This window comes from Nitrospirillum pindoramense (assembly GCF_007827955.1).
GTDB classification, from domain to species: domain Bacteria; phylum Pseudomonadota; class Alphaproteobacteria; order Azospirillales; family Azospirillaceae; genus Nitrospirillum; species Nitrospirillum amazonense_B.
This window is the reverse complement of sequence record NZ_VITR01000007.1, coordinates 39958-63788: the sequence shown is the minus strand read 5'-3', so window position 1 is coordinate 63788 and position 23831 is coordinate 39958. Positions and strand designations below refer to the sequence as shown.

The following is a 23831-nucleotide window of genomic DNA, read 5'->3' as shown; positions in this document are numbered from 1 at the left end:
GGCAAAACAGCCCTTAGTTGATAGGAACCATAGTCACCATGCAGCAGCCGGTACGCATCGCCCCCTCCATCCTGTCGGCCGACTTCGCCAACCTGGGCGCGGAGGTTCGGGCCGTGGACGCTGCCGGCGCCGACTATATCCACATCGACGTCATGGACGGGCATTTCGTGCCCAATCTGACCATCGGCCCCATGGTGGTGCAGGCGCTGCGCCCGCATTCGGCCAAGGTGTTCGACGTTCACCTGATGATCAGCCCGGTGGACAATTTCGTCGCCGCCTTCGCCAAGGCCGGCGCCGACATCATCACCGTGCATCCCGAGGCCGGTGCTCATACCCACCGCACGCTGCAGTTGATCCGCAGCCTGGGCAAGAAGGCCGGCGTGGCGCTGAACCCGGCGACGCCCATCTCGGTGCTGGACTACATTATGGACGACGTCGACATGATCCTGGTCATGTCGGTCAACCCCGGCTTCGGCGGCCAGTCCTTCATCAACAGCCAGAAGGACAAGATCCGGGCCATCCGCCAGCGCATCGACGCGGTGACCGCCGGCACGTCCCGTGTCATCGACCTGGAGGTCGACGGCGGCATCAATGCCGAGATGGCGCCCGTGGCCATCGCGGCTGGCGCCGACGTGCTGGTGGCCGGCACCGCCACCTTCCAGGGCGGCCCGGACGCCTACGCCGACAACATCCGCCGCCTGCGCGGCCCGCTGGTCTAAAGGGGTCGAACGGCGCATGGCCCGTGTCACTTCCGGCATGAGACGGTTCCGCGCCGGCCCCGGCGCGCTGGTCTACCGGACGCCGCTATACGGCGTGCTGCTGAAAAGTCGTGCGCCGCAGGCGCTGGGCGTGGTGCCGGCCGACCCGTGGCCGGGCGACCCCCGCCAGGGTGAGGCGCTGCTGGCTGGCCGCTTCGCCTTCGCGGGAGAAGAGCGCCAGGCCGACCTGCCGCCCTGGCTGGACCTGTCCGCCGGGTCCGCCTGGCTGACCGCGCTGCACGGGTTCGACTGGCTGCGCCACCTGAAGGCCGTGGGCGGCGACGCCGCTCGGCGCCAGGCCCGCGTGCTGGTCACCAGCTGGCTGGACGGTTTCTCCTCCTGGCACGCCGTCGCCTGGGCGCCGGAGGTGACGGCCCAGCGGATCGCCGCCTGGATCGGCGCCCATGATTTCTTCCTGGCCAGCGCCGATGACGGCCTGCGCGCCCGGGTCTTCGACAGCCTGGCCCGCCAGTTGCGCCATCTGGCTCGCCTGGTGCCCGGTCGCCTGCGCGGCGTCGACCTGATCCTGGGCATCAAGGGCATGATCTATGGCGGTCTGTGCCTGCCGGGGCGCGTGCGCACCGCCCAGCGGGCGCTGTGGCTGCTGAACCGCGAGCTGGCGCGCCAGGTCATGGCCGACGGTGGCCATGTGCAGCGCAGCCCATCGCTGCAATTGCAGGTGCTGCGTCACCTCATCGACATCCGCGGGGTGTTGCGCGCCGCCCGGGCCGACATGCCGGACGCGCTGCAGCACACCATCGACCGCCTGACCCCCACCCTGCGTTTCTTCCGGCATGGCGATGGCGGTCTCGCCCTGTTCAATGGCGGGTGCGCGGAAGACCCGGCCTTCATCGATACGGTGCTGAGCCAGGCGGACGCGCGCGGCCGGCCCCTGCGCTCCGCCCCCCATGTGGGGTTTGAGCGGCTGGCGGCGGGCCGCACCTGCGTGCTGTTCGACGCCGGCGCGCCGCCCCCCGCGGGCCTGGACGCCCGTGCCCATGCCGGCACCCTGTCGTTTGAAATGAGCGTGGGGCGGGAGCGGCTGATCGTCAACTGCGGCGGCCATCCGTCGGAAACCGGCGCGTGGCGCGGCGCGCTCGCCTCCACCGCCGCCCACTCCACCCTGGTGGTGGCCGATACCAATTCGGCCTCGGTGCGGGAGGATGGCGGCCTGGGCCGTCGCCCGCATCCCGTCGAGGCCAAGCGGCGGGAAACCGGCGGCGCCGTGCTGGTGGAGGCCGCGCACGACGGTTACCGCGACGGCTTCGGCCTGATCCACCATCGCCGCCTGTACCTTGCCGAAAGTGGCGAGGACCTGCGGGGCGAGGACAAGCTGGAGGGCGGGTCGGGCGGCCAGTCCTACACCCTGCGCTTCCATCTGCATCCCGGTGTCCACGCCAGCCTGTCCCAGGGCGGTGACGGCGTGCTGCTGCGTCTGCCGTCGGGCGCCGGGTGGCGCCTGCGTCTGTCGGGCGGCGTGGTGGGGCTGGAGGAAAGCGTCTACCTGGGCGACGGGCCCGAGCCGCGCGGCACCTTGCAGGTCACCGTGCGCGGCCAGACCGCCCCCGGCGGCGCCACCGTGAAATGGGCCCTGCGCCGCGAGAAGAAGGCCGAGGGCGCCGACCCCTGATCACTCCTGTCCGAATTTCCCCTGAGCCCGGCTTGCTGCCGGGCTTTCTCTTTTCCCCAAGTCCATCCAAGCCGGATTGCCATCATGACCAGCCCCGATCTCGTTCCCCTGCGCCGCGCCCTCATCTCCGTGTCCGACAAGACCGGCCTGATTGAGCTGGGCCAGGCCCTGGCCGCGCGCGGCGTGCATATCCTGTCCACCGGCGGTTCCGCCCAGCGCCTGGCCGAGGCCGGCGTGCCCGTGACCGAGGTGGGCGACCACACCGGCTTCCCCGAGATGATGGATGGCCGGGTGAAGACCCTGCACCCGCGCATCCATGGCGGCATCCTGGCCCGCCGCGATGACGAGGGGCATGTGGCGGCCATGAACGCCCATGACATTCCCGGCATCGACCTGGTGGTGGTGAACCTCTACCCCTTCGAGGCCACGGTGGCGAAGGGCGCGGATTTCGAGACCTGCATCGAGAACATCGACATCGGCGGCCCCAGCCTGATCCGCGGTGCCGCCAAGAACCACGACTTCGTGGCGGTGGTGACCGACCCGTCCGACTACGCCCCCCTGCTGGCGGAACTGGCCGCCCATGACGGCCAGACCACGCTGGACCTGCGCCGCCGGCTGGCCGCCAAGGCCTATGCGCGTACCGGCGCCTATGACGCCGCCATCGGCGCCTGGTTCGCCAATCGCCTGGGCCAGACCTGGCCGGAGAGCGTGACCGTGTCCGGCACGCTGCGCCAGACCTTGCGCTATGGTGAGAACCCGCACCAGACGGCCGCCTTCTACGTGACGGGGGAGCGCCGTCCCGGCATCGCCACCGCCACCCAACTGCAGGGCAAGGAGCTGTCCTACAACAACCTGAACGACACCGACGCGGCGTTCGAGCTGGTGGCCGAGTTCGAGCGTCCCGCCATCGCCATCATCAAGCATGCCAACCCCTGCGGCGTGGCCGAGGGGGATGACCTGCCCGGCGCCTATGCCCGCGCGCTGGCCTGTGACCCCGTTTCCGCCTTTGGTGGCATCATCGCCGCCAACCGCACGCTCGACGCCGTGACGGCCGAGGCCATATCCCGGCTGTTCGCCGAGGTGGTGATCGCGCCCGACGCGGACGAGGCGGCCCGCGCCGTGCTGGCATCCAAGAAGAACCTGCGCGTATTGCTGACCGGCGACCTGCCCAACCCGGCCCAGGCCGGCACCCTGATCAAGACCGTGGCCGGCGGCTTCCTGGCCCAGAGCCGGGATGACGGCCGTGTCCTGCCGACCGACCTGAAGGTGGTGACCAAGCGCGGCCCGACGCCGAAGGAATTGGCCGACCTGCTGTTCGCCTTCCGCGTCGGCAAGCACGTCAAGTCCAACGCCATCGTCTATGCCAAGGACCTGGCCACCGTGGGCATCGGCGCCGGCCAGATGAGCCGAGTCGACAGCAGCCGCATCGCCGCCATCAAGAGCCGCGAGGCGGCACAGGCCGCGGGCCTGTCCGAGCCGGGCACCAAGGGCAGCGTGGTGGCGTCCGACGCCTTCTTCCCCTTCGCCGATGGCCTGATCGCCGCGGCGGAGGCCGGTGTCACCGCCGTCATCCAGCCCGGCGGCTCCATGCGTGACCAGGAGGTGATCGACGCGGCGGACGAGCGCGGCCTGGCCATGGTATTTACCGGGATGCGTCATTTCCGTCACTGACGGGCGTAGGAATGTCGGCGATGGTCCGTATCAAGGCATCGGCCATCGTCGGCGTTTCCCTCGGTCCCACCTTGGGGCTGATCGTTCAGGGGTGGCGATGACCTGAGGGGTACGCCCGGGACTGCCTGCGATGGGGGGCAGAAGCCTGGGCCAATAAGGACTGGGCCGCCCGTATGACAGTCTCCGCGCCAGACCATGCCATTCCGGCAGGCGTCGCCCATTCCGCACCCGCCGCCGGCGATCCGCCGGAGGGGGTGGCGACCCCCAGCGTTCCCCTGATCCCCTCCGCCGGCCGGCCGGTGGCGGCCTTGTTGCTCATGAGCCTGGTGCTGACCCTGCTGGTCTTCGCCTGGGCCGCCTGGGACCATCACCGCCGGGTTTGGGACGATGCCCGCGACCAGGTGGTGGACGTGACCCATGTTCTGGAAGAACACGCGGGCAAGATCTTCAGCATCCACGCCGCCAGCCTGCGGTATGTCGAACGCTTGGTGGACGATGCCGGCTGGAAGGAAATCGCCGGTGACAGCCGATTCTATGACCGGCTGCGCGAGATTTGGCAGGCCTCGCCGGAGTTGGAGGGCGTGTGGGTGGTCGATCCCACCGGCATCGTCCGCGTCAACACCATGCAGTGGCCGACGCCGGCGCTGGATGTCAGCGATCGGGAGTATTTCCGCGCCCAGCTGAAACCAGGCAGCGGCATCTATATCGGCCAGCAGCTGCGCGGCCGCCTGTCCGGCCAGCCCTTCCTGCCCATCAGCCAGCGCATGCAGACGCTGGACGGCCGGTTCAACGGCGTGGCCCAGCTGTCCCTCAGGCCGGACTATTTCATTTCCTTCTACCGGTCGCTGTTCGCGGGTGAGCCCAAGACCATGCTGCTGATTCGGGAGGATGGCGCCCTGCTGTTGCGCGAACCCGCCGCGTCGGACGACAGCCTGCAGCAGGGCTCCTATCCCGGCTTCATCCAGGCGCCGGTGGATGCCGCCGGCACCTTCATCCTCACCTCTCCCATCGACGGTGTTGAGCGTCTGTACGCCCGCCGCAAGGTGCCCAACCTGCCGCTATACGTCGTCTATGGCATCACCACGGACAGCATTGCCAGCGAATGGGAGGGCCGGGCCCTGATCTACGCCGCCGTGGCCGTGCCGGCCTCGCTGGCGCTGATGCTCGTGGCGTGGATCGCCATCCGGCGGTCCCGCGACCTGGTGCGCGCCGACCGCATCCTGCGCCAGGCCAACACCGTGCTTGAGGCGCGGGTGGCCGACCGCACCCGCCACCTGGACAAGGCCCTGGCGGAACGGGAGATGCTGCTGCGCGACACGCATCACCGGGTAAAGAACAATCTCCAGGTCGTTTCCAGCCTGCTGCAACTGCAGGCCAGCATGAACCCCGCGCTGCGCCCGGTGCTGGGCGACGCCCTGCGCCGCATCCAGGCCATGGGGATCTTGCACGAACAGCTGCACCGCGCCACCGATGTCGACGTGGTGCCGCTGGACCGCGTGATCACGGCCCTGGCGCGCGAGATCGACAACATCCACCAGGGGGAGGGAACCCCGGCGGATGAGGCGCGCCGCGTGACCCTGGCGCTGGCGGTGGAGCCGCTGGCGACGGACCTGACGGCCTCTGTGCCCGTCACCCTGGTATTGAACGAGGTGCTATCCAACGCCTTCAAGCACGCCTATCCCGGCGGGCGGGGCGGCGCCCTGTCCGTCACCTTGCGGCGGGAGGGGGAGGAGGGCGTGCTGACCGTGACCGACGATGGCATCGGCATGCCGGACGCCACCGTCCGGGCCGGGCGCAAGAGCCTGGGCCTGCTGCTGATCGACGCCTTCACCCGCCAACTGCGGGGCAGCTTCCGCTACGAAGACGGTGCGCCCGGCACGCGGTTCACGTTGCGCTTCCCGCTGGGATAACCGGCATTGGCATAGTATGCCAATAGGGGTTAAGCTTCCGGCTCCGCCCTTGCCGCAGGAGGAATCCCTATGCCGACACGCAACGTGGTGCTGACCGACCATCATGAGCAGGTCATCGAAACCCTGGTGCGATCTGGCCGCTATCAGAACGCCAGCGAGGTCCTGCGCGCCGGCCTCCGGCTGGTGGAACGGGAAGAAGAGGTACATGCCGCCAAGCTCAGGGCGCTGAGCGAAGCGGCGGAGGTGGGGCGCCGGGATATCGCGGAAGGCCGGTTTGATCTGCTGGAAAGCGATGCGGACCTGGAAAATTACATCGCCAATTTGGGCGGTGAAGCTGCTAGCAAGCGCTGATCACATATGATCGACATCCTGCGCGTTCTTCACGATGCCATGGATTTGGAACGGCACGTTTCAGGCATTTCCGAAGACAGCCCCTGAAACGCGAACCGGCCGCCCTTTGTGGGAGCGGCCGGCGTGGCAATCGAACCTTTGATTTCAGCGATCAGCCGTCGCCCATCTTGAGGGCGGCGATGAAGGCGCTCTGCGGGATTTCGACCTCGCCGAACTGCCGCATGCGCTTCTTGCCTTCCTTCTGCTTGTCCAGCAGCTTGCGCTTGCGGCTGATGTCGCCGCCGTAGCACTTGGCCAGCACGTCCTTGCGCATGGCGCTGATGGTCTCGCGGGCGATGACGCGGCTGCCGATGGAGGCCTGCACGGCGATCTTGAACAGCTGGCGCGGGATCAGCTCCTTCAGCCGCTCGCACAGCAGGCGGCCACGGTGTTCAGCCTGGCTGCGGTGGACGATGGTCGACAGCGCGTCCACCGGCTCCGCGTTCACCAGGATGGACATCTTGACCAGGTCGCCGGTCTCGTACCCGTCCATCTGGTAGTCGAAGCTGGCATAGCCGCGGCTGATGGACTTCAGCCGGTCATAGAAATCGAACACCACTTCGTTCAGCGGCAGCTTGTAGACCAGCATGGCGCGCCCGCCGACATAGGTCAGGTCGATCTGCTGGCCGCGCCGCTCGGTGCACAGTGCCAGGATGCCGCCCAGATACTCGTCGGGCAGCATGATGGTGGCGCGGATCCACGGCTCGTCGATGTGGTCGATGCGGATGGGGTCCGGCATGTCGGCCGGGTTGTGCATGTCGATGACCGACTTGTCGGTCATGTGCATCTTGTAGATGACGCTGGGCGCCGTCGTGATCAGGTCGAGGTTGAACTCGCGCTCCAGGCGCTCCTGGATGATCTCCAGGTGCAGCAGGCCCAGGAAGCCGCAGCGGAAGCCGAAGCCCAGGGCGGCCGACGTCTCCGCCTCGAACTGGAAGCTGGCGTCGTTCAGGGCCAGCTTGCCCAGGCTCTCGCGCAAATGCTCGAACTCGGCGGCGTCGGTGGGGAATAGGCCGCAGAACACCACGGGCACGCTGGGCTTGAAGCCTTCCAGCGGCTCGGCCGCGGGGCGGCGGTCCTCGGTGATGGTGTCGCCGACCTTGGTTTCGCGGATGTCCTTGATGCCGGCGGTGATGAAGCCCATCTCGCCCGGCCCCAGGCGGCCCGACTGCACGGCCTTGGGCGTGAAGTGACCGACGCGGTCGGCTTCCTTCGCGGCGCCCGTGGCCATCATGCGGATCTTCTGGCCCACCTTCAGTTCGCCATCGACGACGCGCACCAGGATGACCACGCCCAGGTAGGGGTCGTACCAGCTGTCGACCACCAGGGCCTTCAGCGGCGCGTCCAGCTCGCCCTTGGGCGGCGGCAGGCGTTTGACGATGGCTTCCAGCACGTCCTTGATGTTCAGGCCGGTCTTGGCCGAGATCATGACGGCGTCGCTGGCGTCCAGGCCGATCACGTCCTCGATCTGCTGCTTGATGCGGTCGGGTTCGGCCGCCGGCAGGTCGATCTTGTTCAGGACCGGGACGATTTCATGGTTGTGGTCGATGGCCTGGTAAACGTTGGCCAGCGTCTGCGCCTCCACCCCCTGCGAGGCGTCGACCACCAGCAGCGACCCTTCGCACGCCGCCAGCGAGCGCGAAACCTCATAGGCGAAGTCGACGTGGCCGGGCGTGTCCATCAGGTTCAGCTGATAGGTCTGCCCGTCATCGGCCTTGTAGTTCAGGCGCACGGTCTGCGCCTTGATGGTGATGCCGCGCTCGCGCTCGATATCCATGCTGTCGAGCACCTGCTCGCGCATCTCGCGGGCGTCCAGGCCGCCGCAATACTGGATCAGGCGATCGGCCAGGGTCGACTTGCCGTGGTCGATATGGGCGATGATGGAGAAATTGCGGATGTGCGAAAGGTCGGTCATGACGGGCCGGTCTGGGAAAATTCCCGCGACCATAGGATGCCCCGCGTCCCGGCGCAACCGCGGGGTTGGCGGGGCGTTCATGTGCTATCCGGCGATCGCCGCCGCCAGATGGCGCAAGTCTGGAACCGTCACAGTCGGTGGAATGCCCCAGGGATCGAACAGCGCCTCGGGGGACCGCTTCACCCAGGCGGCGCGCCAACCGGCGGAAAGGGCGCCGATGACATCGAAGGGATTACTGGACACCAGCCAGGTTTCGGCACCCGTGGCGCCGGCCGTTCGCAGGAAATGGCTGTAGACGGCGGGGTTGGGCTTGAATGAGCGCAGGTCGTCCGTGCTGACGATGTCCAGGAACAGGTCGGTGACGCCGGTGGTATCCAGCAGGGTGCGCACCGCCTCCGCGGTCCCGTTGGAAAAGGCGTAAAGGCGGAAGCCGGCCGCGCGCAACTGGGCCAGGCCATCCGCCACGTCGCCGAAGGCCGGCAAGGTGCGGTAGCCCTCCAGCAGGGTCGTCCGCTGATCCGGGCTGAGCGGCGTTTGGTAGCGGGCGCTGGTGTGGTCCAGGGCCTGGGCGGTGCAAATGCTGAGGGGCGCGTAGTTCTGCATCAGGGCGCGGCGGAAGGTGTATTCCAGCTGCCGTTCCCGCCAGGCGCGGGAGAACTCCGCCGCCTTGTCCCCGACCATGTCCCGCAGCGTCGCCACCAGGCCCTGGGTGTCGATCAGCGTGCCGTACACGTCAAAGGCCAGTGTCACCGCCATCGCTACCCTCCTTGGTGTGGGCGCTGATCTTACCCCGCTCGCACCTTGGCCACGAAGCCGGCCACCTGGTGGCGCAGATGGTCGGACTGGCTGACCAGATCCTGGGCGGCGTGCAGCACGTCGGTCGCCATGGTGCCGGTCTCGCTGGCGGCGCGGGTGACCTGGCCGATGGTGCTGGACACGTCGGAGGTGCCGGCGGCGGCCTGGGCCACGCTGCTGGCGATCTCGTTCGTGGCGGCCCCCTGCTGCTCCACGGCGGCGGCGATGGTGGTGACGATGTCGCTGATGCGGCCGATGGTGCCGCTGACGCCGTGGATGGCCCCGGCGGCGTTGCCGGCCACCGCCTGGATCTCGCCGATCTGGGCGCTGATCTCCTCCGTCGCCTTGGCCGTCTGGGTGGCCAGGGTCTTCACCTCGCTGGCGACCACGGCGAAGCCCTTGCCCGCCTCGCCGGCGCGCGCCGCCTCGATGGTGGCGTTCAGCGCCAGCAGGTTGGTCTGGCTGGCGATATCGCTGATCAGGCGCACCACGTCGCCGATCTTGCGCGCCGCCTCCACCAGGCCGCTGACCGTGTGGTTGCTGCGTTCCGCCTCCACCACCGCATTTTGGGCGATCTGCGAGGATTCCTCGACCCGCCGCCCGATCTCCTGGATGCTGGCGGACAGTTGCTCCGCCGCCGCCGCCACGGTGTTGACGTTGCCGGCCGCGGCCTCCGCCGCGCCCGCCACGGCCAGGGTCTGGTGGTTGGTCTGCTCCGCGATGGCGGACAGGCCCTTGGCGTTGCCCTGCATGCGGTCGGCTGCCCCCGCGACGCCTTCCACCACCTGGTTCATGCTGGTCTCGAACTCATCGGCCAGGTGGGCCAGGGCGGCATGGCGCTCGGCCTGCGCCTGGGTCTTCAGCGTCTCCTGCTCATGACGCAGGGTGTCGGCCTCCACCATCGCGCTTTGGAAGATGCGCAGGGCGCGGACGGTGGCGCCGATCTCGTCCCGCCGCTCGGTCGCCCGCACCTCCACGGTCTGGTCGCCGTCGGCCAGGGCGGTCATGGTGTCGACGATGCGTTTCAGCGGCCGCGACACGCCGGCCCAGGCGATCCACAGCGCCAGCGCCATGACCACGACGGCGCCGGACAGGCCGGCCGTCAGCGTCACCCAATAGGTGCGCTCGTTGCGGGCCTTGGCGGCCGCCTCGCCCTTGGCCAGGTTCTCGTCCACCGCCTTGGTGATGACGGTCAGGCGGTCCAGCAGCTTGGACAGGCGGATGTCGAACTCATCGGTCAGGGTGGCGGCGCCGGCCTTGACGTTGCCGGCCAGCATCTGTTCGCGCGCCTCCTCCGCGAACTTCATCATGGCCTTGAACTCATCCCTGGCCATGGCCAGGTCGTCCTTGGTCCCCGGGTTCAGCTTGGCGACGCTGTCCAGGTACTTGGACAGGTCGCTGGCCTGCTGACCGATCTCATCCTTCATGCTGTCGATGATGAACTTGTCGGTTTCGGCCACCATCATGTAGCTGATGCGGCCGATGTTGGCCGCGGCGCCATTGGCGCGGTCGATGGCCTTCAGTGCCTCCGCCTCGCCATGCAGCAGGTGCTGGTACTGGGCCGCACCCGTGTTCATCTGCGACAGGGTGTAAAGCGAGGTGCCCAGCGTCACCAGCCCCATCAGGATCAGGGGCAGCAGCAGCTTCTGGATGATGGGCAGGTCCCGGAAAAACCTCATGCAGCCTCTCCTCCCCGAGGATGACGCCAGTCTTGGCGTCAGTGTCCGCTTTTTATCGTTGGAAGGATAGTAAGCGGCGGGGAAGGCAAGGGCGCAAGAGGGTTCGGTCGCCTAAAATTCACAATAAATTGACCGGGAAAGAAGGGCGCCCCCGAACCCCAGGGGGCGCCTACTGCGGCTTCGGCGGTTCTGTGTCAGCCGCGCAACACGGCGCCCGTCGTCTTGGTGACGGCGGCGACGACTTTGGCGGCCACGGCTTCGATTTCCGCGTCCGTCAGGGTCTTGTCCACCGGTTGCAACGTGACCGACAGGGCGATGGACTTGAAGCCGGTTTCGACTCCGGGGCCCTGATAGACGTCAAACAACTGCACGCCGGTGATCAGGGCCTTGTCGGCCCCCTTGGCGGCGCGGATCAGGCGGTCGGCCTCCACGCCGGCCTCCACCACGAAGGCGAAGTCGCGGCTGATGGGCTGGAAGGCCGACAGCTCCAGCTTCGGTTTCTCCGTCCCGCCCTTCTTCTTCGGGGTGGGGATCAGGTCCAGGAACACCTCGAACGCCACCAGCGGGCCCGTCAGGTCCAGGGCCTCCAGCACCGCCGGGTGCAGTTCGCCGAAGCGGGCCAGCACGGTGGGGCCCAGCCGCAGGCAGCCGGAGCGGCCCGGGTGGTACCAGCCGGGCGCGTCGGTGGAGACGACCAGGTTGGCGGTGGGGGCGCCGGCGGCCTCCAGCGCCGCGATGGCGTCGGCCTTGGCGTCATAGGCGTCCACGGGGCGGGTGCCCTTGGCCCAGTGGCGGGCCACGGCCAGGCCGGCGCGCACACCGGCGGCGATCAGGTCCTGCCCCTTCTCGCTGCCGTCGCGGAAGGCGGGGCCCACCTCAAACAGCGCCAGGTCGGCATAGCCGCGCGCGGCGTTGCGGCCAGCGGCTGCCGCCAGGTTGGCCAGCACCGACGGGCGCATGACGGCGAGGTCGGCGCTGATGGGGTTCAGCAGGGCCAGCTCATCCGGCGCGCCGCCGAACAGCTTGGCCGTCTCCGGCGCCAGGAAGGACCAGGTGATGGCCTCCAGCATGCCGCGGCCGGCCAGCAGGCGGCGCACGGTGGCGGTGCGGCGCTGCTTGGGCGTGACGGCGACCTTGGGCAGGCCCTCGTCGCGCGGCAGGCTGGTGGTGGGGATGGTGTCGAAGCCATGGATGCGCAACACCTCCTCGACCAGGTCGGCCTCGCCCTGCACGTCGGCGCGCCAGGACGGCGGCACGGCATGGATCAGGCCGTCCTTCTGGCTGGTCTCGAAGCCCAGGGCGTTCAGGATGCGCAGCTGGTCGGCTTCCGCCACGTCCACGCCGCCCAGATGGGCCACGCGGGCGGGGCGCAGGGTCAGGGGCCGGCGCCAGGCGGGTTCGGCACCGGCCACGAAGACCTCCCCGGCCTCGCCGCCGCAGATCTCCAGCACCAGGCGGGTCGCCTGCTCGATGCCGCTGACGACGCTGGACGGGTCCACGCCGCGCTCGAAGCGATAGCGGGCGTCGCTGTCGATCTGCAGGGCGCGGCCGGCCTCCGCCACCTTGGCGGGCTCGAACAGGGCGGATTCGATGATGACGTCGGTGGTCGTCTCCGACACGCCGGTGCTCTCCCCACCCATGACGCCGCCCAGGGACAGGACGGCGCCGCTGGCGTCGGCGATGACGGCCAGGCCGGCGGGCAGGGTGTATTCCTTGCCGTTCAGGGCCAGCAGGGTCTCACCCGCCTTGCTGTCGCGCACGGTCAGGTCGCCCTGGACCTTGGCGGCGTCGAAGACGTGCAGCGGACGCACCTGGTCCAGGGTCATCAGGTTGGTGATGTCCACCAGGGCGGAGATGGGACGCAGGCCCACGGCGGCCAGCTTGTCCTGCAGCCATTGCGGGCTGGGGCCGTTGCGCACGCCGCGCACCACGCGGGCGGCGAACTGCGGGCAGGTCGCCGTTTCCAGCGCCACCTTGACCGGGGCGGTGAAGACGCCGGGCACGGGCGCGCTGTTCAGCGGCTTCAGCGTGCCGACACTGGCCGCCGCGAGGTCGCGGGCGATGCCATGCACGCCGGCGCAGTCGACGCGGTCGGGGGTCAGCGAGATCTCGATAAGGGCGTCGTCCAGCTTGCGCCAGGCGGCGAAGCTGGCGCCCACCGGCGCCTCCTCCGGCAGCTCGATGATGCCGTTGTGCTCATCCGACAGGTTCAGCTCGCGCTCGGAGCACAGCATGCCCCGGCTTTCCACGCCCCGGATGGCGCCCACCTTCAGCGTGTCGCCCGTGGCGGGGATGACGGCCCCGGGACTGGCGAACACCACGGTGATGCCGGCGCGGCAGTTGGGGGCGCCGCACACCACCTGGATGGGCTCGCCCTTGCCGGTGTCGACCATGGCGACGCGCAGCTTGTCGGCGTTGGGGTGCTTCTCCGCCGACAGCACCTTGGCGATGACGAAGGGCGCCAGCGCCTTGCCGGTGTCCTCCACGCCCTCGACCTCCAGGCCCAGGGATGTGAGCTTGTCGGTGATGACGTCCAGCGGGGCGTCGGTTTCAAGGTGCTGCTTCAGCCAGGAAAGGGTGAACTTCATCGCTACCTGCCGTTCTTCGGGTGGGGCGCCTGGCGTCTCGACGCCGGCTGCCGCTCTTTAAGGGTGGGTTATCGGGTGAGACCTTGGGCCAGGCTGGGCACATCCAGGGGCACGAAGCCGTAGTGCTTCAGCCAGCGCAGGTCGGCCTCGAAGAAGGTGCGCAGGTCGGGGATGCCGTACTTCAGCATGGCCACGCGCTCGATGCCCATGCCGAAGGCGAAGCCCTGCCAGCGGGTGCTGTCGATACCGCAGTTTTCCAGCACCTTGGGGTGGACCATGCCGCAGCCCAGAATCTCCAGCCAGTCGCCGTAGTTGCCCAGCTTCAGCTCGCCGCCCTTGCGGGAGCAGCCGATATCCACCTCCGCCGACGGTTCGGTGAAGGGGAAGAAGCTGGGGCGGAAGCGCAGGGGCAGGTCGTCCACCTGGAAGAAGGCGCGGCAGAACTCCAGCAGCGTGCCCTTCAGATGGCCCATGTGGATGTTCTCCCCGATCACCAGACCTTCGATCTGGTGGAACATGGGGGTGTGGGTCTGGTCATAGTCGGACCGGTAGGTGCGGCCGGGCGCGATGATGCGGATGGGCGGCTCCCCCGCCAGCATGGTGCGGATCTGCACCGGGCTGGTGTGGGTGCGCAGCACGCGGGTGCCCCCGTCCGGCCCGTTGGGCAGGTAGAAGGTGTCGTGCATCTGGCGCGCCGGATGCTCCGGCGGGATGTTCAGGGCGGTAAAGTTGTTGAAGTCGGTCTCGATGTCCGGCCCTTCCGCCACGGTGAAGCCCATGTCGGCGAAGATGGCGATCATCTCTTCCACCGTCTGGCTGATGGGGTGGACGCGGCCCTCGACCTCGGGGCGGGCCGGCAGGCTGACGTCGATGCGCTCCGCCTCCAGCCTTTGCGCCAGGGCTTCGGCCTTCAGCACCTGACGGCGGGCGTCCAGCGCCTGGCTGATCTCTTCCTTCACGGCGTTCAGGGCCTGGCCGCGTTCCCGCCGCTCATCCGGCGTCAGCGATCCCATGTCCTTCATCAGGCCGGTGATGCGGCCCTTCTTGCCCAGGGCGTCCACCCGCACCTCTTCCAGGGCGGCCAGGTCGGGGGCGGCGGCAGCGGCGGCCAGCAGGTCGGCCTTGAGGCTGTCGAGGATGTTCATCGCAACGATCCGTCTTCTCGGGGGCAGTGGGGGCAAACTCGGGGCGATACTATCAACGGCACCAGGCTTTGACTCGTGCCGTTGTGGCCGGCGACTGCCGGCCCCGCAGCGAGTACCGCAGGGCGCGAGCCGAGGAAGCCAAGCGGCCGGATGGCCGCGCCCGGCGTTTGAGGGAATAAAAAAAGGGGAGCGGGCCCGCCGGGCCTGCTCCCCTTCTTATCAGCACCGTTGATCCGGGTAGGATCAAGCGGCCTTGAGAGCGGCCTGGGCTTGATCGACCAGGACCTTAAACGCCTCCGGCTCGCGCGCGGCGATGTCGGCGAGGACCTTGCGGTCAACGTCGATGGCGGCGCGCTTCAGGCCGTGCATGAACTGGCTGTAGGTCAGGCCGTGGATGCGGGCACCGGCGTTGATGCGCTGGATCCACAGGGCGCGGAAGTTACGCTTCTTGGCGCGACGGTCGCGGTAGGCGTAACGAAGCGCCTTCTCGACCTTCTCGATCGCGATACGGAAGCAGTTGTTGGAACGACCCCGGTAGCCCTTGGCCAGCTTCAGGATCTTCTTGTGACGGGCGTGGGTGGTCACGCCCCGCTTAACGCGAGCCATGGTTCAGCCCTCCTTACGGTACCCGGATGAAATTCTTGGTGATGATGATACCGTCCTGCTTGGACAGGGTCATCATGCCGCGGGCGTTCCGCTTCATCTTCTGCGGACGCTTGCGCATGCCGTGGCGCTTGCCGGCGGCCTGGGCGCGAACGAGACCGGAGGCGGTCAGCTTGAACCGCTTCTTCGTCCCGCTGTGATTCTTCAGCTTGGGCATTTTGGTTCCTCACGAAAGAATAACCGCCCCGAAGGACGGCGGTGGACTCATCTGAGCGGGTGGGCATGCCCTGGACCTTTCGGCCCGGCCTCGCCGCCAAAATGAAGCGCGGTTTGTACACGGGGTACGGGCCCATGGCAAGGGCCGAGAGCGGCGGAATGACTCATTTCCAGGCACATCCGCCCCTTGCCGGACACAGGGCTGGGGCCCATTTCTGAAACCTGCCGCATCCCCGAGGGAGTCCCGTCCATGCCCGAGCTGTACACCATAGGGTATGAGAAGGCGGGCCAGCCGGCGTTGGTGGAGCGCCTGGTACGGGCCGGCGTGCGCACGTTGATCGACGTGCGGGAGCTGCCGTTGTCGCGCCGCGCCGGCTTTTCCAAGGGCCCGTTGTCGGCGGCCCTGCGCCAGGCGGGCATCGAGTATCTGCACCTGAAGGCGCTGGGCACGCCCAAGGAGGGGCGCTTGGCCGGCCGCGCCGGCAACCAGCCGCTGTTCTGGTCCATCGTCGATCAGGCGCTGGCCCGGCCGGAGGCGCAGTATGAGCTGGGCGTGGCCGCCGCCACCGCGCTGAACCAGGGCCCGGCCTGTCTGCTGTGCCTGGAGGATGACCCACACATCTGTCACCGCTCCCGCGTCGCGGCCGACATGGCGGCGGGTTGGGGCTTCGACGTGCGCCACCTGGCGGTGGACGCGGCCTTTTAGCCCCCCGCATTTCACCGCCCGCAATTTACCTATCGGACGCCGCACGGCGGACACAAAGGGCGGCGACAAGAGCCTTGGGGCCGGCGGATGGGAAACCCGAAAGGGACGCTGGCCCAACGGACAGCTAGTCCAAGGGCTTGGGGCTAGGGTAAGCCTCAGGCGAACGAGGTCAACGGGGGCGCCGGCAGGCGGTCCGCCCGGGGGGAGCAAGTCGGCCAGTGCATCACGTCGACACCATCATCTTCGCGCTCGGGTCGCTGCTGATGCTGGCCATTCTGGCCGGCCGCGCCTCCTCCCGCGTCGGCGCCCCGCTGCTGCTGGTGTTCCTGGCTCTGGGCATCGCCGTCGACAAGCTGGCCAACTTCCAGTTCAACGACTACCGCCTGGCCTCGCTGGTCGGGTCCATCGCCATCGCCGTCATCCTGTTCGATGGCGGGCTGCGCACACCCAGGGCGGTGTTCAAGGTGGCGCGCTGGCCGGCCCTGGTCCTGTCCACCATCGGCGTGCTGATCACGGCCGGCGTTACCTGCGTGGTGGCGCGCTGGCTGCTGGGCGTTGGGTGGGCCCAGGGTTTCCTCATCGGCTCCATCGTCGCCTCCACCGACGCGGCGGCCGTCTTCCTGTTGCTGCATCAACGGGGCCTGCGCCTGCGCCCCCGCGTCTCCGCCCTGCTGGAGGTGGAGTCGGGCCTGAACGATCCCATGGCGGTGTTCCTGACGCTGCTGTCCATCCATGCGGTGCAGGGGGCGGGCTTCGGCTGGGCGCAACTGGGACAGTTCGCGCTGGAGATGGGCGGCGGCGGCATCATCGGCATCGCCGGCGGGTTCGCCCTGTCCGCCCTCATCAACCGGCTGGAACTGTCGGCCGGCCTGTATCCCATCCTGGCCCTGGCGGGCACGCTGTTCATCTTCGGCGCCACCCAGACCATCGGCGCATCCGGCTTCCTGGCCGTCTACCTGGCGGGTTTCATCATCGGTAACCGCCGGGTCAAGGCGCGCCAGATCATCGAGCGCTTCCACGACGGTCTGGCGTGGCTCAGCCAGATTTCCCTGTTCCTCATGCTGGGGGTGCTGGTCTCCCCCGACACGCTGGTGCGCGTGGCGTTGCCGGCCCTGGTGGTGGCGGTGGCGCTGATCCTGGTGGCGCGCCCCCTGGCCGTCACCCTATGCCTGTCCTTCTTCGGCTTTGCCTGGAACGAAAGGCTGTTCATCTCCTGGGTGGGGCTGCGCGGGGCGGTCCCAATCTTCCTTGGCCTGCTGCCCGTGCTGTCCGGCCTGCCGGGGGCGGAAACCTATTTCGGCATCGCCTTCGCCGTGGTGCTCCTGTCCCTGCTGGCCCAGGGATGGACCATCGGCCCGGCGGCGCGCCTGCTGGATGTGGAGATCCCGGCCGATCCCGAACCCGCCAGCCGGGCCGACATCGACCTGCCCGTGGACGGGCCGCAGCAACTGGCCATGCTGACCGTCTCCCCCGACAGCGAGGCGGCGGTGCGGGGCCTGGGGCGCCTGGTGGTGCCGGAATCCGTGCGCGTCCTGGCCATGATCCGCGAGGGCCATCCCGTGGCGCCGGAGGAGGTGCGTGTCCTCTACCCCGGCGATGCCGTCCTGGTGCTGGGCGAGCCGGCGGCGCTGACCGTGATGGAACGTTTGTTCGGTCGCCGCGACCACGGCCGCCGCGCCGCCGGCCTGGGCGATTTCCAGGTCAAGGGCGACACGCCGCTGGCCACCGTTGCAGGCCTTTACGGCTTCGAGGCGCCGGGCGTGGATGGCGACATCGCCATCGGCGAGCACCTGGGCCGCCGTCTCGGCCGCCGCGCTTCCGTGGGCGTGCGCCTGAAGGTGGGGGAGGTGGCCCTGATCGTGGCCGCCATGGATGAGGCGCGGGTAACCGAGGTCGGCATCGACCTCACCCCCAACGAACGGCCCTGGACGCGCCTGCGCCAGGGCCTGAAGGGATTGCGGAAGCGCACGGCCTGACGACCCGCGATCGCCCCCCTTCTCATCATTTTTTCCTGGTCCGCGACTGCGGGCTCCGGAGCGAGTACCGAAGGGCGCAGCGAGGATAGCCAAGGGGCGGATGCCCCGCCGGCGCCTGAGGCAGACTCAGAGAGTCTTGAACCGCTCCGTCGCCTGCACCAGGGCGGAGCGGATGCCCGGCTCCATGGCGCTGTGGCCGGCGTCCGGCACGACGATGTAGTCGGCCTCGGGCCAGGCGCGGTGCAGCTCATCCGCCGTGCGGATGGGGCAGACCACGTCATAGCGGCCCTGGACGATGATGGCCGGAATGTGCCGGATGCGGTCGACGTTTTCCAGCAGGGCCGCCTCGGGCGACAGCTTGTTGTTGCGGAAGTAGTGCGCCTCCATGCGCGCCAGGCCCAGGGCATGGTTGTCCTCGCCAGAGGCCGACACCAGCTCCGGGCTGGGCAGCAGGGTGGAGCAGGCCCCCTCGTACACGCTCCACACCCGGGCGGCGGCCACGCGCGTCTGCGGGTCGGCGGAGGTCAGGCGGCGGTAATAGGCTTCCAGCAGGTCGCCCCGCTCATTCACCGGGATATGGGCCGCGAAGGTGGACCACGCCTCGGGGAAGAAGGTGCGCATGTCGTACAGGAACCAGTCGATCTCCTGCTGGCGCATGAGGAAGATGCCGCGCAGCACCAGGCCCTTCACCCGTTCCGGGTGGGCCTGGGCATAGGCCAGCGCCAAGGTCGACCCCCAGGAGCCGCCAAAGACCAGCCAACGGTCGATCTCCAGCATTGACCTCAGTTGTTCCAGATCCGAAATAAGATCCGGAATGTCGTTTTCACGGATTTCGCCCAGTGGCGTGGACCGGCCGGCGCCGCGCTGGTCCAGAATGACGATGCGATAGTGCCGGGGATCGAAAAAGCGCCGGTGGGTGGGCGAGGCGCCGGCACCGGGGCCGCCATGCAGGAATACGACTGGCGCGCCGTCCGGGTTGCCGGCTTCCTCCCAATAGATGGTATGCAGGCCGCTGACGGCCAGCGTGCCTGTCCGATAGGGTTCCAGGGGTGGGAAGAGATCGCCGCGCGCCATGGGTCGGTACACCAGATTTGCTCGTTAAGGGCCGAAGTGTAGGCCAAGGCCAGCCCCCAGCGCAAACCCAACCGACCCCGCAGGGTTCCTCCTAACCCGTTTAACGGGAGACTTTACAGCGATGTCACACCCTTTTGACGCTTTCACGGAGGAGTCGCTGACCGTCCTGGTACGGGTGTTCTATGACCGGGTACGCCAGGACGACTTGCTGGGCCCCGTGTTCTACGACGCCGTCGGCACGGACGAGGCGGCGTGGGATGGCCATCGCGCCCGCATCGTGGACTTCTGGTCGTCCGTCCTGCTGTCCACCGGCCGGTACGAGGGGCGGCCCATGGTGGTGCATGCCGGCCTTCCCATGATCGGCCCCGACCATTTCCGCCGCTGGCTGGCCCTGTTCCACGACACGGCCCAGGGCCTGTTCACCGCGGCGGCGGCGGAGCGGCTGGCGGAGGTCAGCACCCGTATCGGTCGCAGCCTGCAGATGGGCCTGGCGGTGGCGCGCGGTGAGGATGCCGGGGCGTATCGGGTTTAGGGCTCTGTCGCCGCCGCATCGCCGCCGCCCTCCGCCTCCCCCTTTTTCCTTCCGCCGCGCGCCGGGCGGCGGTGGGGCCAGCGGCCGTCGGTGGTGATGATCTGGTCGGGGTTGGTGACGCGGATCATGGGGCCATTATGCTCCTCCACCCAGCCGCGCACCTCCACCAATCTGTCCTTCAGGTCCAGCGGGTCCAGATGGTGGGCGCGGAAGGCGGCCATGTCGCGGCGGTCGATCTCCACCGTGAAGTCGGTGCGGCGATCGGCGCCGAAGTTCAGGTAGACGCGGTCGCGGGCGTCGGCCGCGTCCAGCACCCGCCCGGTGACGATGGCATAGCGTCCCTGGGCATGCCCGGCGGAGTCCGGGTTGCGCACGGCGTAGAAGCCGTCGGACCACAGGCCCCGCTGATGATCCCGCGCGTCGTCTTCCGCCCGGCGCAGCGCGGCCAGCCCCTTGGGTGCGTCGGGATGGGGCGCCAGTTCCACCCAGCCCTGGCGCAGCAGCGCGTCCTGCACCCACACCTGCCGCCGACCGTCGCGCACCATCAGGTGGGCCAGGACGCGGCCGTAGCGGTCATGGTCGGCGCCGCCCAGCATGAGGCTGACGGTACGGTTCAGCACCAGCCCTTCCAGCGCCTGTCGCGACTCCTCCGCCAGGGGCCAGGCCGTCCGGCCGCCGCCGTCCTCCATAGAGCGGCCGCCCAGCCCGCCGCGGCGAGCCCCCTTGGGCGCCAGGATGCCGGCCAGGCGTACCACCCTGCCGTCGCGCAAGGTCACGGTGTCGCCGCTCAGCACGCCGATGACGACGCCGTTGCCGGCGGGGATCAGGCCGTGCGCGCCCTTGGCATGTCGTTCCTTGTGGGCCTTGTGATGTGCCCGATGCGTGCCGGCCGCCGCCGGCGCGGGCGCCATCATCAGGATCAGCAACGGCAACAGGATGATTCGCCAGGCGTGCATCGCGCGGGTTTCCAGCAACCGGGGCGCGACGACGATACGGCAGCGGTGTGCCAAAGAAAAGACGGCGCGGACCACCTGGATCCGCGCCGCTGATAGTTTACGCGTTCTGCCAGAACCGATTGATGGCACGGCCGCGTATGCCGGTGATGGGGCGTCAGGGCTGCCTATCCGGGGCGTCACAACCCCGAACGGTCAGGGACGCGAAGCAAAAAACATGGGATAGGCGAATTCCATCGGTTCCATCGTCTGCGGGTCCCTTAACGGGTGTTGCTCTGCTAGACACCCCATCCTTAGCAAAGCAGGGGCCAGGAGGAAATTTTTGTGGCCCTTAACCATTTATTGGCAGCAGTCCGCCAGTTTCCGCGGCGGGATGGCTGGCGCGTGTTATCCAAGATTCTTCTGGTTGTTGCATTATGTAATGCGTATTGCAACGAACGACGAGGGGGTCGGTGGCTGTTGCGCTATGCAATATGCTGTATTGGAATTAGCCCCATACCGGGGCGGGGGGGCCGGCGTCATTGCCGCAGTTGCCGCCGGGCCGGCTGACGGCTACGGTGCCGCCATGAGCGAGACGACACAGGCCCTGGAAGGTCCGGCCGGGGGCTGTCCCATCCGGCGGTCCGCCGTGCGCGTGTCCATCGCCACCGCCCTGCTGCTGGGTTTCGGCACGCTGGTTCTGGTGGCGGTGGCCAGCGTCCTGATCCTGGGCTTCAGCACCTCCACCCGCAACACCGCGGCGTTGTTGACGGACAAGGTCATCCTGGCCATGGACGGGATGACGGTGCGCGTGCGCGCCCAGTTGGACCCGGCCCAATACCAGGCTGAATTCCTGGTCGCCTCCATCCAGCGGGGGGAGATCGACACCAGCGACAGGACCCGCCTGGGCCAGAATCTGCGCTCGGCGCTGGCGGCCTCGCCCCAGATCACGGCCGTCAGCTTCCTGGCCGCCGACGGCCAGTGGACGGTGGCGCGGCGCACGGGTCCCAATGACGCCGAAGTCATGACCATGCCGCCGCCGCCCAATAGCGATCTGCTGATGCAGGAGATGAAGGCGGCGCCGGTCGCCCGCTGGGTCGACCCCGTCTGGTCGGAGGATGAGGGCACAAGCTTCCTCACCGTGCGCGCGCCGGTGCGGTCCAAGGACGGAAAATTCCTGGGCGCCGTGCTGGTGGGCGTCAGCTTCGCCGACCTGTCGGGCTTCCTGGGCGAACTGGACAGCAGCCAGGGCGTCACCGCCTTCATCCTGTTCGACGCCGACCATGTGCTGGCCCATCCGGCCCTGATCGGTCGCAGCTTCAACCTGGCGGGCCGCACCCCGCCCCTGCCCACGCTGTCCGACCTGGGGGACCCCGTGGCCGCCGCCATCTGGCAGCGCCAGCCCCCCGGCCGGGGCAGCGCCAGCGACGCCTTGGGCGGCAAGCTGCGCGACCTGGATTTCCGCCAGGCCACCGTGGGCGATGTCGACTACGTCTATCTGCTGCGCGACCTCGGCGGCTATGGCGCCCAGAACTGGACCCTGGTGATGGCCCTGCCTCAGCGCGAGGTGGACCAGGAAATCCGCCGCGTGCGCTGGTTCGGCCTGGGCGGCGTCGCCATCCTGCTGGTGTCGGTGGCTCTCAGCCTCATCCTGGGCAAGACCATCAGCCGGCAGATCCGGGGGCTGTCGCACGCCGCCAGCTCGCTGCGCGACCTGGACTTCCACGCCGTACCCTATCTGCCCGACAGTCGTCTGCGCGAACTGTCGGACGCCGCCGCCGCGTTCAACACCATGCTGACCGGGTTGCGCTGGTTCGAATCCTATGTGCCCAAGGCGCTGGTGCTGCGCCTCATCCGGCGGGGCGACCATGCCGGCTCCATCCTGTCGGAAGAGCGTGATGTCACCGTCATGTTCACCGACATCAAGGGGTTCAGCACCCTGGCCCAGAACATGACGCCGGCGCAGACCGCCTCGCTGCTGAATGAGCATTTCACCCTGCTGTCCGCCTGCATCGAGGCGGAGGGCGGTACCGTGGACAAGTTCATCGGCGATGCCGTCATGGCCTTCTGGGGCGCGCCGGATGACCAGGCGGACCACGCCGGCCGCGCTCTGCGCGCCGCCGCCGCCATCGACCACTGCATCCGCCAAAGCCATGACGAGGCAGTGGCCCAGGGCCGGCCCGCCATCCGCCTGCGCGTCGGCATCCATTCCGGCCCGGTGGTCGTGGGCAACATCGGCACCAGCAGCCGCATCAACTACACCATCGTCGGCGACACGGTGAACGCCGCCGCGCGGCTGGAGGCGCTGGGCGCCGACCTGGCCGACCCGGCCGCCGCCTGCATCGTGCTGGCCAGCGCCGACACGGTGGACGCCGCCGGCGACTGCGGCGTGCCCATGACGGACGTGGGTGAGTTCAGCCTGCGCGGGCGCACGGGCCAGGTGCGGGTGTGGCAGTTGGCCGATGGCGAGCATGGCCCGCGTGAGCCGGTTGGCCCCACCGGCGAAACCGTGGGCGAGGCGCGGCTGGATCCCGTCTGCCCCGAACCGCCGGCGCGCGTTCCCTCTTAAATTTTTGTGACGGGTGGGGGAAAGACCCCCGTCCGCGTCTCCACACCCTAGTATCCCGGCGCCGCCTCGTCCCGAGGCGGCTGTCGATGGATACCCTCCTCGTGTGGATGCGCCCCCGTGCAGGAACGACACGACGCGATCGCCCGGCCGCAGGACGGCCCGTCCCCGGCGCCCTTGGATGGTGCGCCTCTGGATGACGCGCCCTTTGGTGACGTCCTCTTTGGCGAGGAGCGGGCGCGGTGGCTGGCCACCCATATCCTGCCCCACGAGCATGGCCTCAGGGCCTGGCTGCGGTCCAAGGCCTTCCTGGGCTTCGATGTCGATGACGTGGTGCAGGAAACCTACGCCATCCTGGTGGCCAAGGCCTGCGTCGCCGGGATCGGGAACCCGCGCGCCTACGCCTTCCAGACCGCCTATTCCGTGGTGGTGCGCCTGCTGCGCCAGGCGCGCGTCGTGCCCATCGCCGCCGTGGCAGACCTGTCGGCGCTGGAGGCGGTGGTGGACGCCCCGTCACCGGAGGAGGTGACGTCGGCGCGCCAGGAACTGCGCCTGATCCAGGACGCCATCGCCGACCTGCCGCGCCAGACCCGCCGCGCCTTTGTGATGCGTCGGGTGGAGGGGCTACCACAGCAGGAGATCGCGCGGCGCATGCGCCTGTCGGAGAACACGGTGGAAAAGCACATCGCCCGGGGCCTGAGGCTGCTCGCGGAGCGCTTCGGCCGGGTTGGGTGAGGGGTCGGGG

The 23831-nt window shown here is 68.8% G+C and carries 19 protein-coding genes; 10 read left to right on the top strand and 9 right to left on the bottom strand.

Translation table 11 applies throughout. The annotated features are described in order from the left end of the window. The first annotated feature begins 38 nt into the window (after positions 1 to 38). From rpe to FBZ90_RS12955, 5 genes are all read left to right on the top strand, one after another. On the top strand, positions 39 to 719 hold the full coding sequence (gene rpe / locus FBZ90_RS12975; RefSeq protein WP_145732724.1) for a ribulose-phosphate 3-epimerase: 681 nt from the start codon (positions 39 to 41) through the stop codon (positions 717 to 719). 16 nt (positions 720 to 735) lie between these two features. After that, positions 736 to 2388 carry a heparinase II/III family protein gene (locus tag FBZ90_RS12970; RefSeq protein WP_246130390.1) on the top strand — a complete coding sequence of 551 codons (1653 nt, stop codon included), beginning with the start codon at positions 736 to 738 and terminating at the stop codon, positions 2386 to 2388. 84 nt (positions 2389 to 2472) lie between these two features. Beyond that, positions 2473 to 4059, top strand: a complete 1587-nt coding sequence (gene purH, locus FBZ90_RS12965; protein ID WP_145732722.1) for a bifunctional phosphoribosylaminoimidazolecarboxamide formyltransferase/IMP cyclohydrolase — start codon at positions 2473 to 2475, stop codon at positions 4057 to 4059. Positions 4060 to 4232: 173 nt separating this feature from the next. Next, positions 4233 to 5969 (top strand): sensor histidine kinase, encoded by a 1737-nt coding sequence (locus tag FBZ90_RS12960; protein WP_145732720.1) that lies wholly within the window; start codon positions 4233 to 4235, stop codon positions 5967 to 5969. 69 nt (positions 5970 to 6038) lie between these two features. Further along, complete coding sequence (locus FBZ90_RS12955; RefSeq protein ID WP_145732718.1) at positions 6039 to 6320, top strand: type II toxin-antitoxin system ParD family antitoxin; 282 nt, start codon at positions 6039 to 6041, stop codon at positions 6318 to 6320. A gap of 151 nt (positions 6321 to 6471) precedes the next feature. Here the strand turns inward: FBZ90_RS12955 and lepA are convergent, their stop codons facing one another. The 7 genes from lepA to rpmI form a co-directional block, all read right to left on the bottom strand. Next, positions 6472 to 8274 carry a translation elongation factor 4 gene (lepA, locus tag FBZ90_RS12950; protein ID WP_145732717.1) on the bottom strand — a complete coding sequence of 601 codons (1803 nt, stop codon included), beginning with the start codon at positions 8272 to 8274 and terminating at the stop codon, positions 6472 to 6474. A gap of 84 nt (positions 8275 to 8358) precedes the next feature. Continuing rightward, a complete protein-coding gene (locus tag FBZ90_RS12945) occupies positions 8359 to 9030 on the bottom strand; it encodes a haloacid dehalogenase type II (RefSeq protein ID WP_145732716.1) in 672 nt (223 codons plus the stop codon). A 29-nt stretch (positions 9031 to 9059) separates the two neighbouring features. Then, positions 9060 to 10748, bottom strand: a complete 1689-nt coding sequence (locus FBZ90_RS12940) for a methyl-accepting chemotaxis protein (protein ID WP_145732714.1) — start codon at positions 10746 to 10748, stop codon at positions 9060 to 9062. 194 nt (positions 10749 to 10942) lie between these two features. Beyond that, positions 10943 to 13336 (bottom strand): phenylalanine--tRNA ligase subunit beta, encoded by a 2394-nt coding sequence (gene pheT, locus FBZ90_RS12935; RefSeq protein WP_145732713.1) that lies wholly within the window; start codon positions 13334 to 13336, stop codon positions 10943 to 10945. Between the two features lie 68 nt (positions 13337 to 13404). Next, positions 13405 to 14481 (bottom strand): phenylalanine--tRNA ligase subunit alpha, encoded by a 1077-nt coding sequence (gene pheS / locus FBZ90_RS12930; protein WP_186455789.1) that lies wholly within the window; start codon positions 14479 to 14481, stop codon positions 13405 to 13407. Positions 14482 to 14724: 243 nt separating this feature from the next. Continuing rightward, on the bottom strand, positions 14725 to 15087 hold the full coding sequence (gene rplT / locus FBZ90_RS12925; protein WP_040843389.1) for a 50S ribosomal protein L20: 363 nt from the start codon (positions 15085 to 15087) through the stop codon (positions 14725 to 14727). Positions 15088 to 15100: 13 nt separating this feature from the next. Then, complete coding sequence (rpmI, locus tag FBZ90_RS12920) at positions 15101 to 15301, bottom strand: 50S ribosomal protein L35 (RefSeq protein ID WP_004271784.1); 201 nt, start codon at positions 15299 to 15301, stop codon at positions 15101 to 15103. A gap of 249 nt (positions 15302 to 15550) precedes the next feature. Between rpmI and FBZ90_RS12915 the strand changes: the two genes are divergently transcribed. Next, on the top strand, positions 15551 to 16006 hold the full coding sequence (locus FBZ90_RS12915; protein WP_145732711.1) for a DUF488 domain-containing protein: 456 nt from the start codon (positions 15551 to 15553) through the stop codon (positions 16004 to 16006). A 218-nt stretch (positions 16007 to 16224) separates the two neighbouring features. Further along, positions 16225 to 17982, top strand: a complete 1758-nt coding sequence (locus FBZ90_RS12910; RefSeq protein WP_145732710.1) for a potassium/proton antiporter — start codon at positions 16225 to 16227, stop codon at positions 17980 to 17982. A gap of 126 nt (positions 17983 to 18108) precedes the next feature. On the opposite strand, the gene pip is transcribed toward FBZ90_RS12910, so the two are convergent. Beyond that, a complete protein-coding gene (gene pip, locus FBZ90_RS12905) occupies positions 18109 to 19056 on the bottom strand; it encodes a prolyl aminopeptidase (protein ID WP_145732709.1) in 948 nt (315 codons plus the stop codon). Between the two features lie 121 nt (positions 19057 to 19177). Here pip and FBZ90_RS12900 point away from each other — a divergent pair, with 121 nt between their 5' ends. Further along, complete coding sequence (locus tag FBZ90_RS12900; protein ID WP_145732708.1) at positions 19178 to 19588, top strand: group III truncated hemoglobin; 411 nt, start codon at positions 19178 to 19180, stop codon at positions 19586 to 19588. Here FBZ90_RS12900 and FBZ90_RS12895 read toward each other — a convergent pair. Continuing rightward, positions 19585 to 20544, bottom strand: a complete 960-nt coding sequence (locus FBZ90_RS12895; RefSeq protein WP_145732706.1) for a thermonuclease family protein — start codon at positions 20542 to 20544, stop codon at positions 19585 to 19587. The genes FBZ90_RS12900 and FBZ90_RS12895 overlap by 4 nt on opposite strands. 562 nt (positions 20545 to 21106) lie before the next feature. On the opposite strand from FBZ90_RS12895, the gene FBZ90_RS12890 reads away from it, so the two are divergent. Then, a complete protein-coding gene (locus FBZ90_RS12890) occupies positions 21107 to 23089 on the top strand; it encodes an adenylate/guanylate cyclase domain-containing protein (RefSeq protein ID WP_186455788.1) in 1983 nt (660 codons plus the stop codon). 117 nt (positions 23090 to 23206) lie between these two features. Continuing rightward, on the top strand, positions 23207 to 23821 hold the full coding sequence (locus FBZ90_RS12885) for an RNA polymerase sigma factor (protein WP_186455787.1): 615 nt from the start codon (positions 23207 to 23209) through the stop codon (positions 23819 to 23821). The last annotated feature ends 10 nt before the right edge of the window (positions 23822 to 23831 follow it).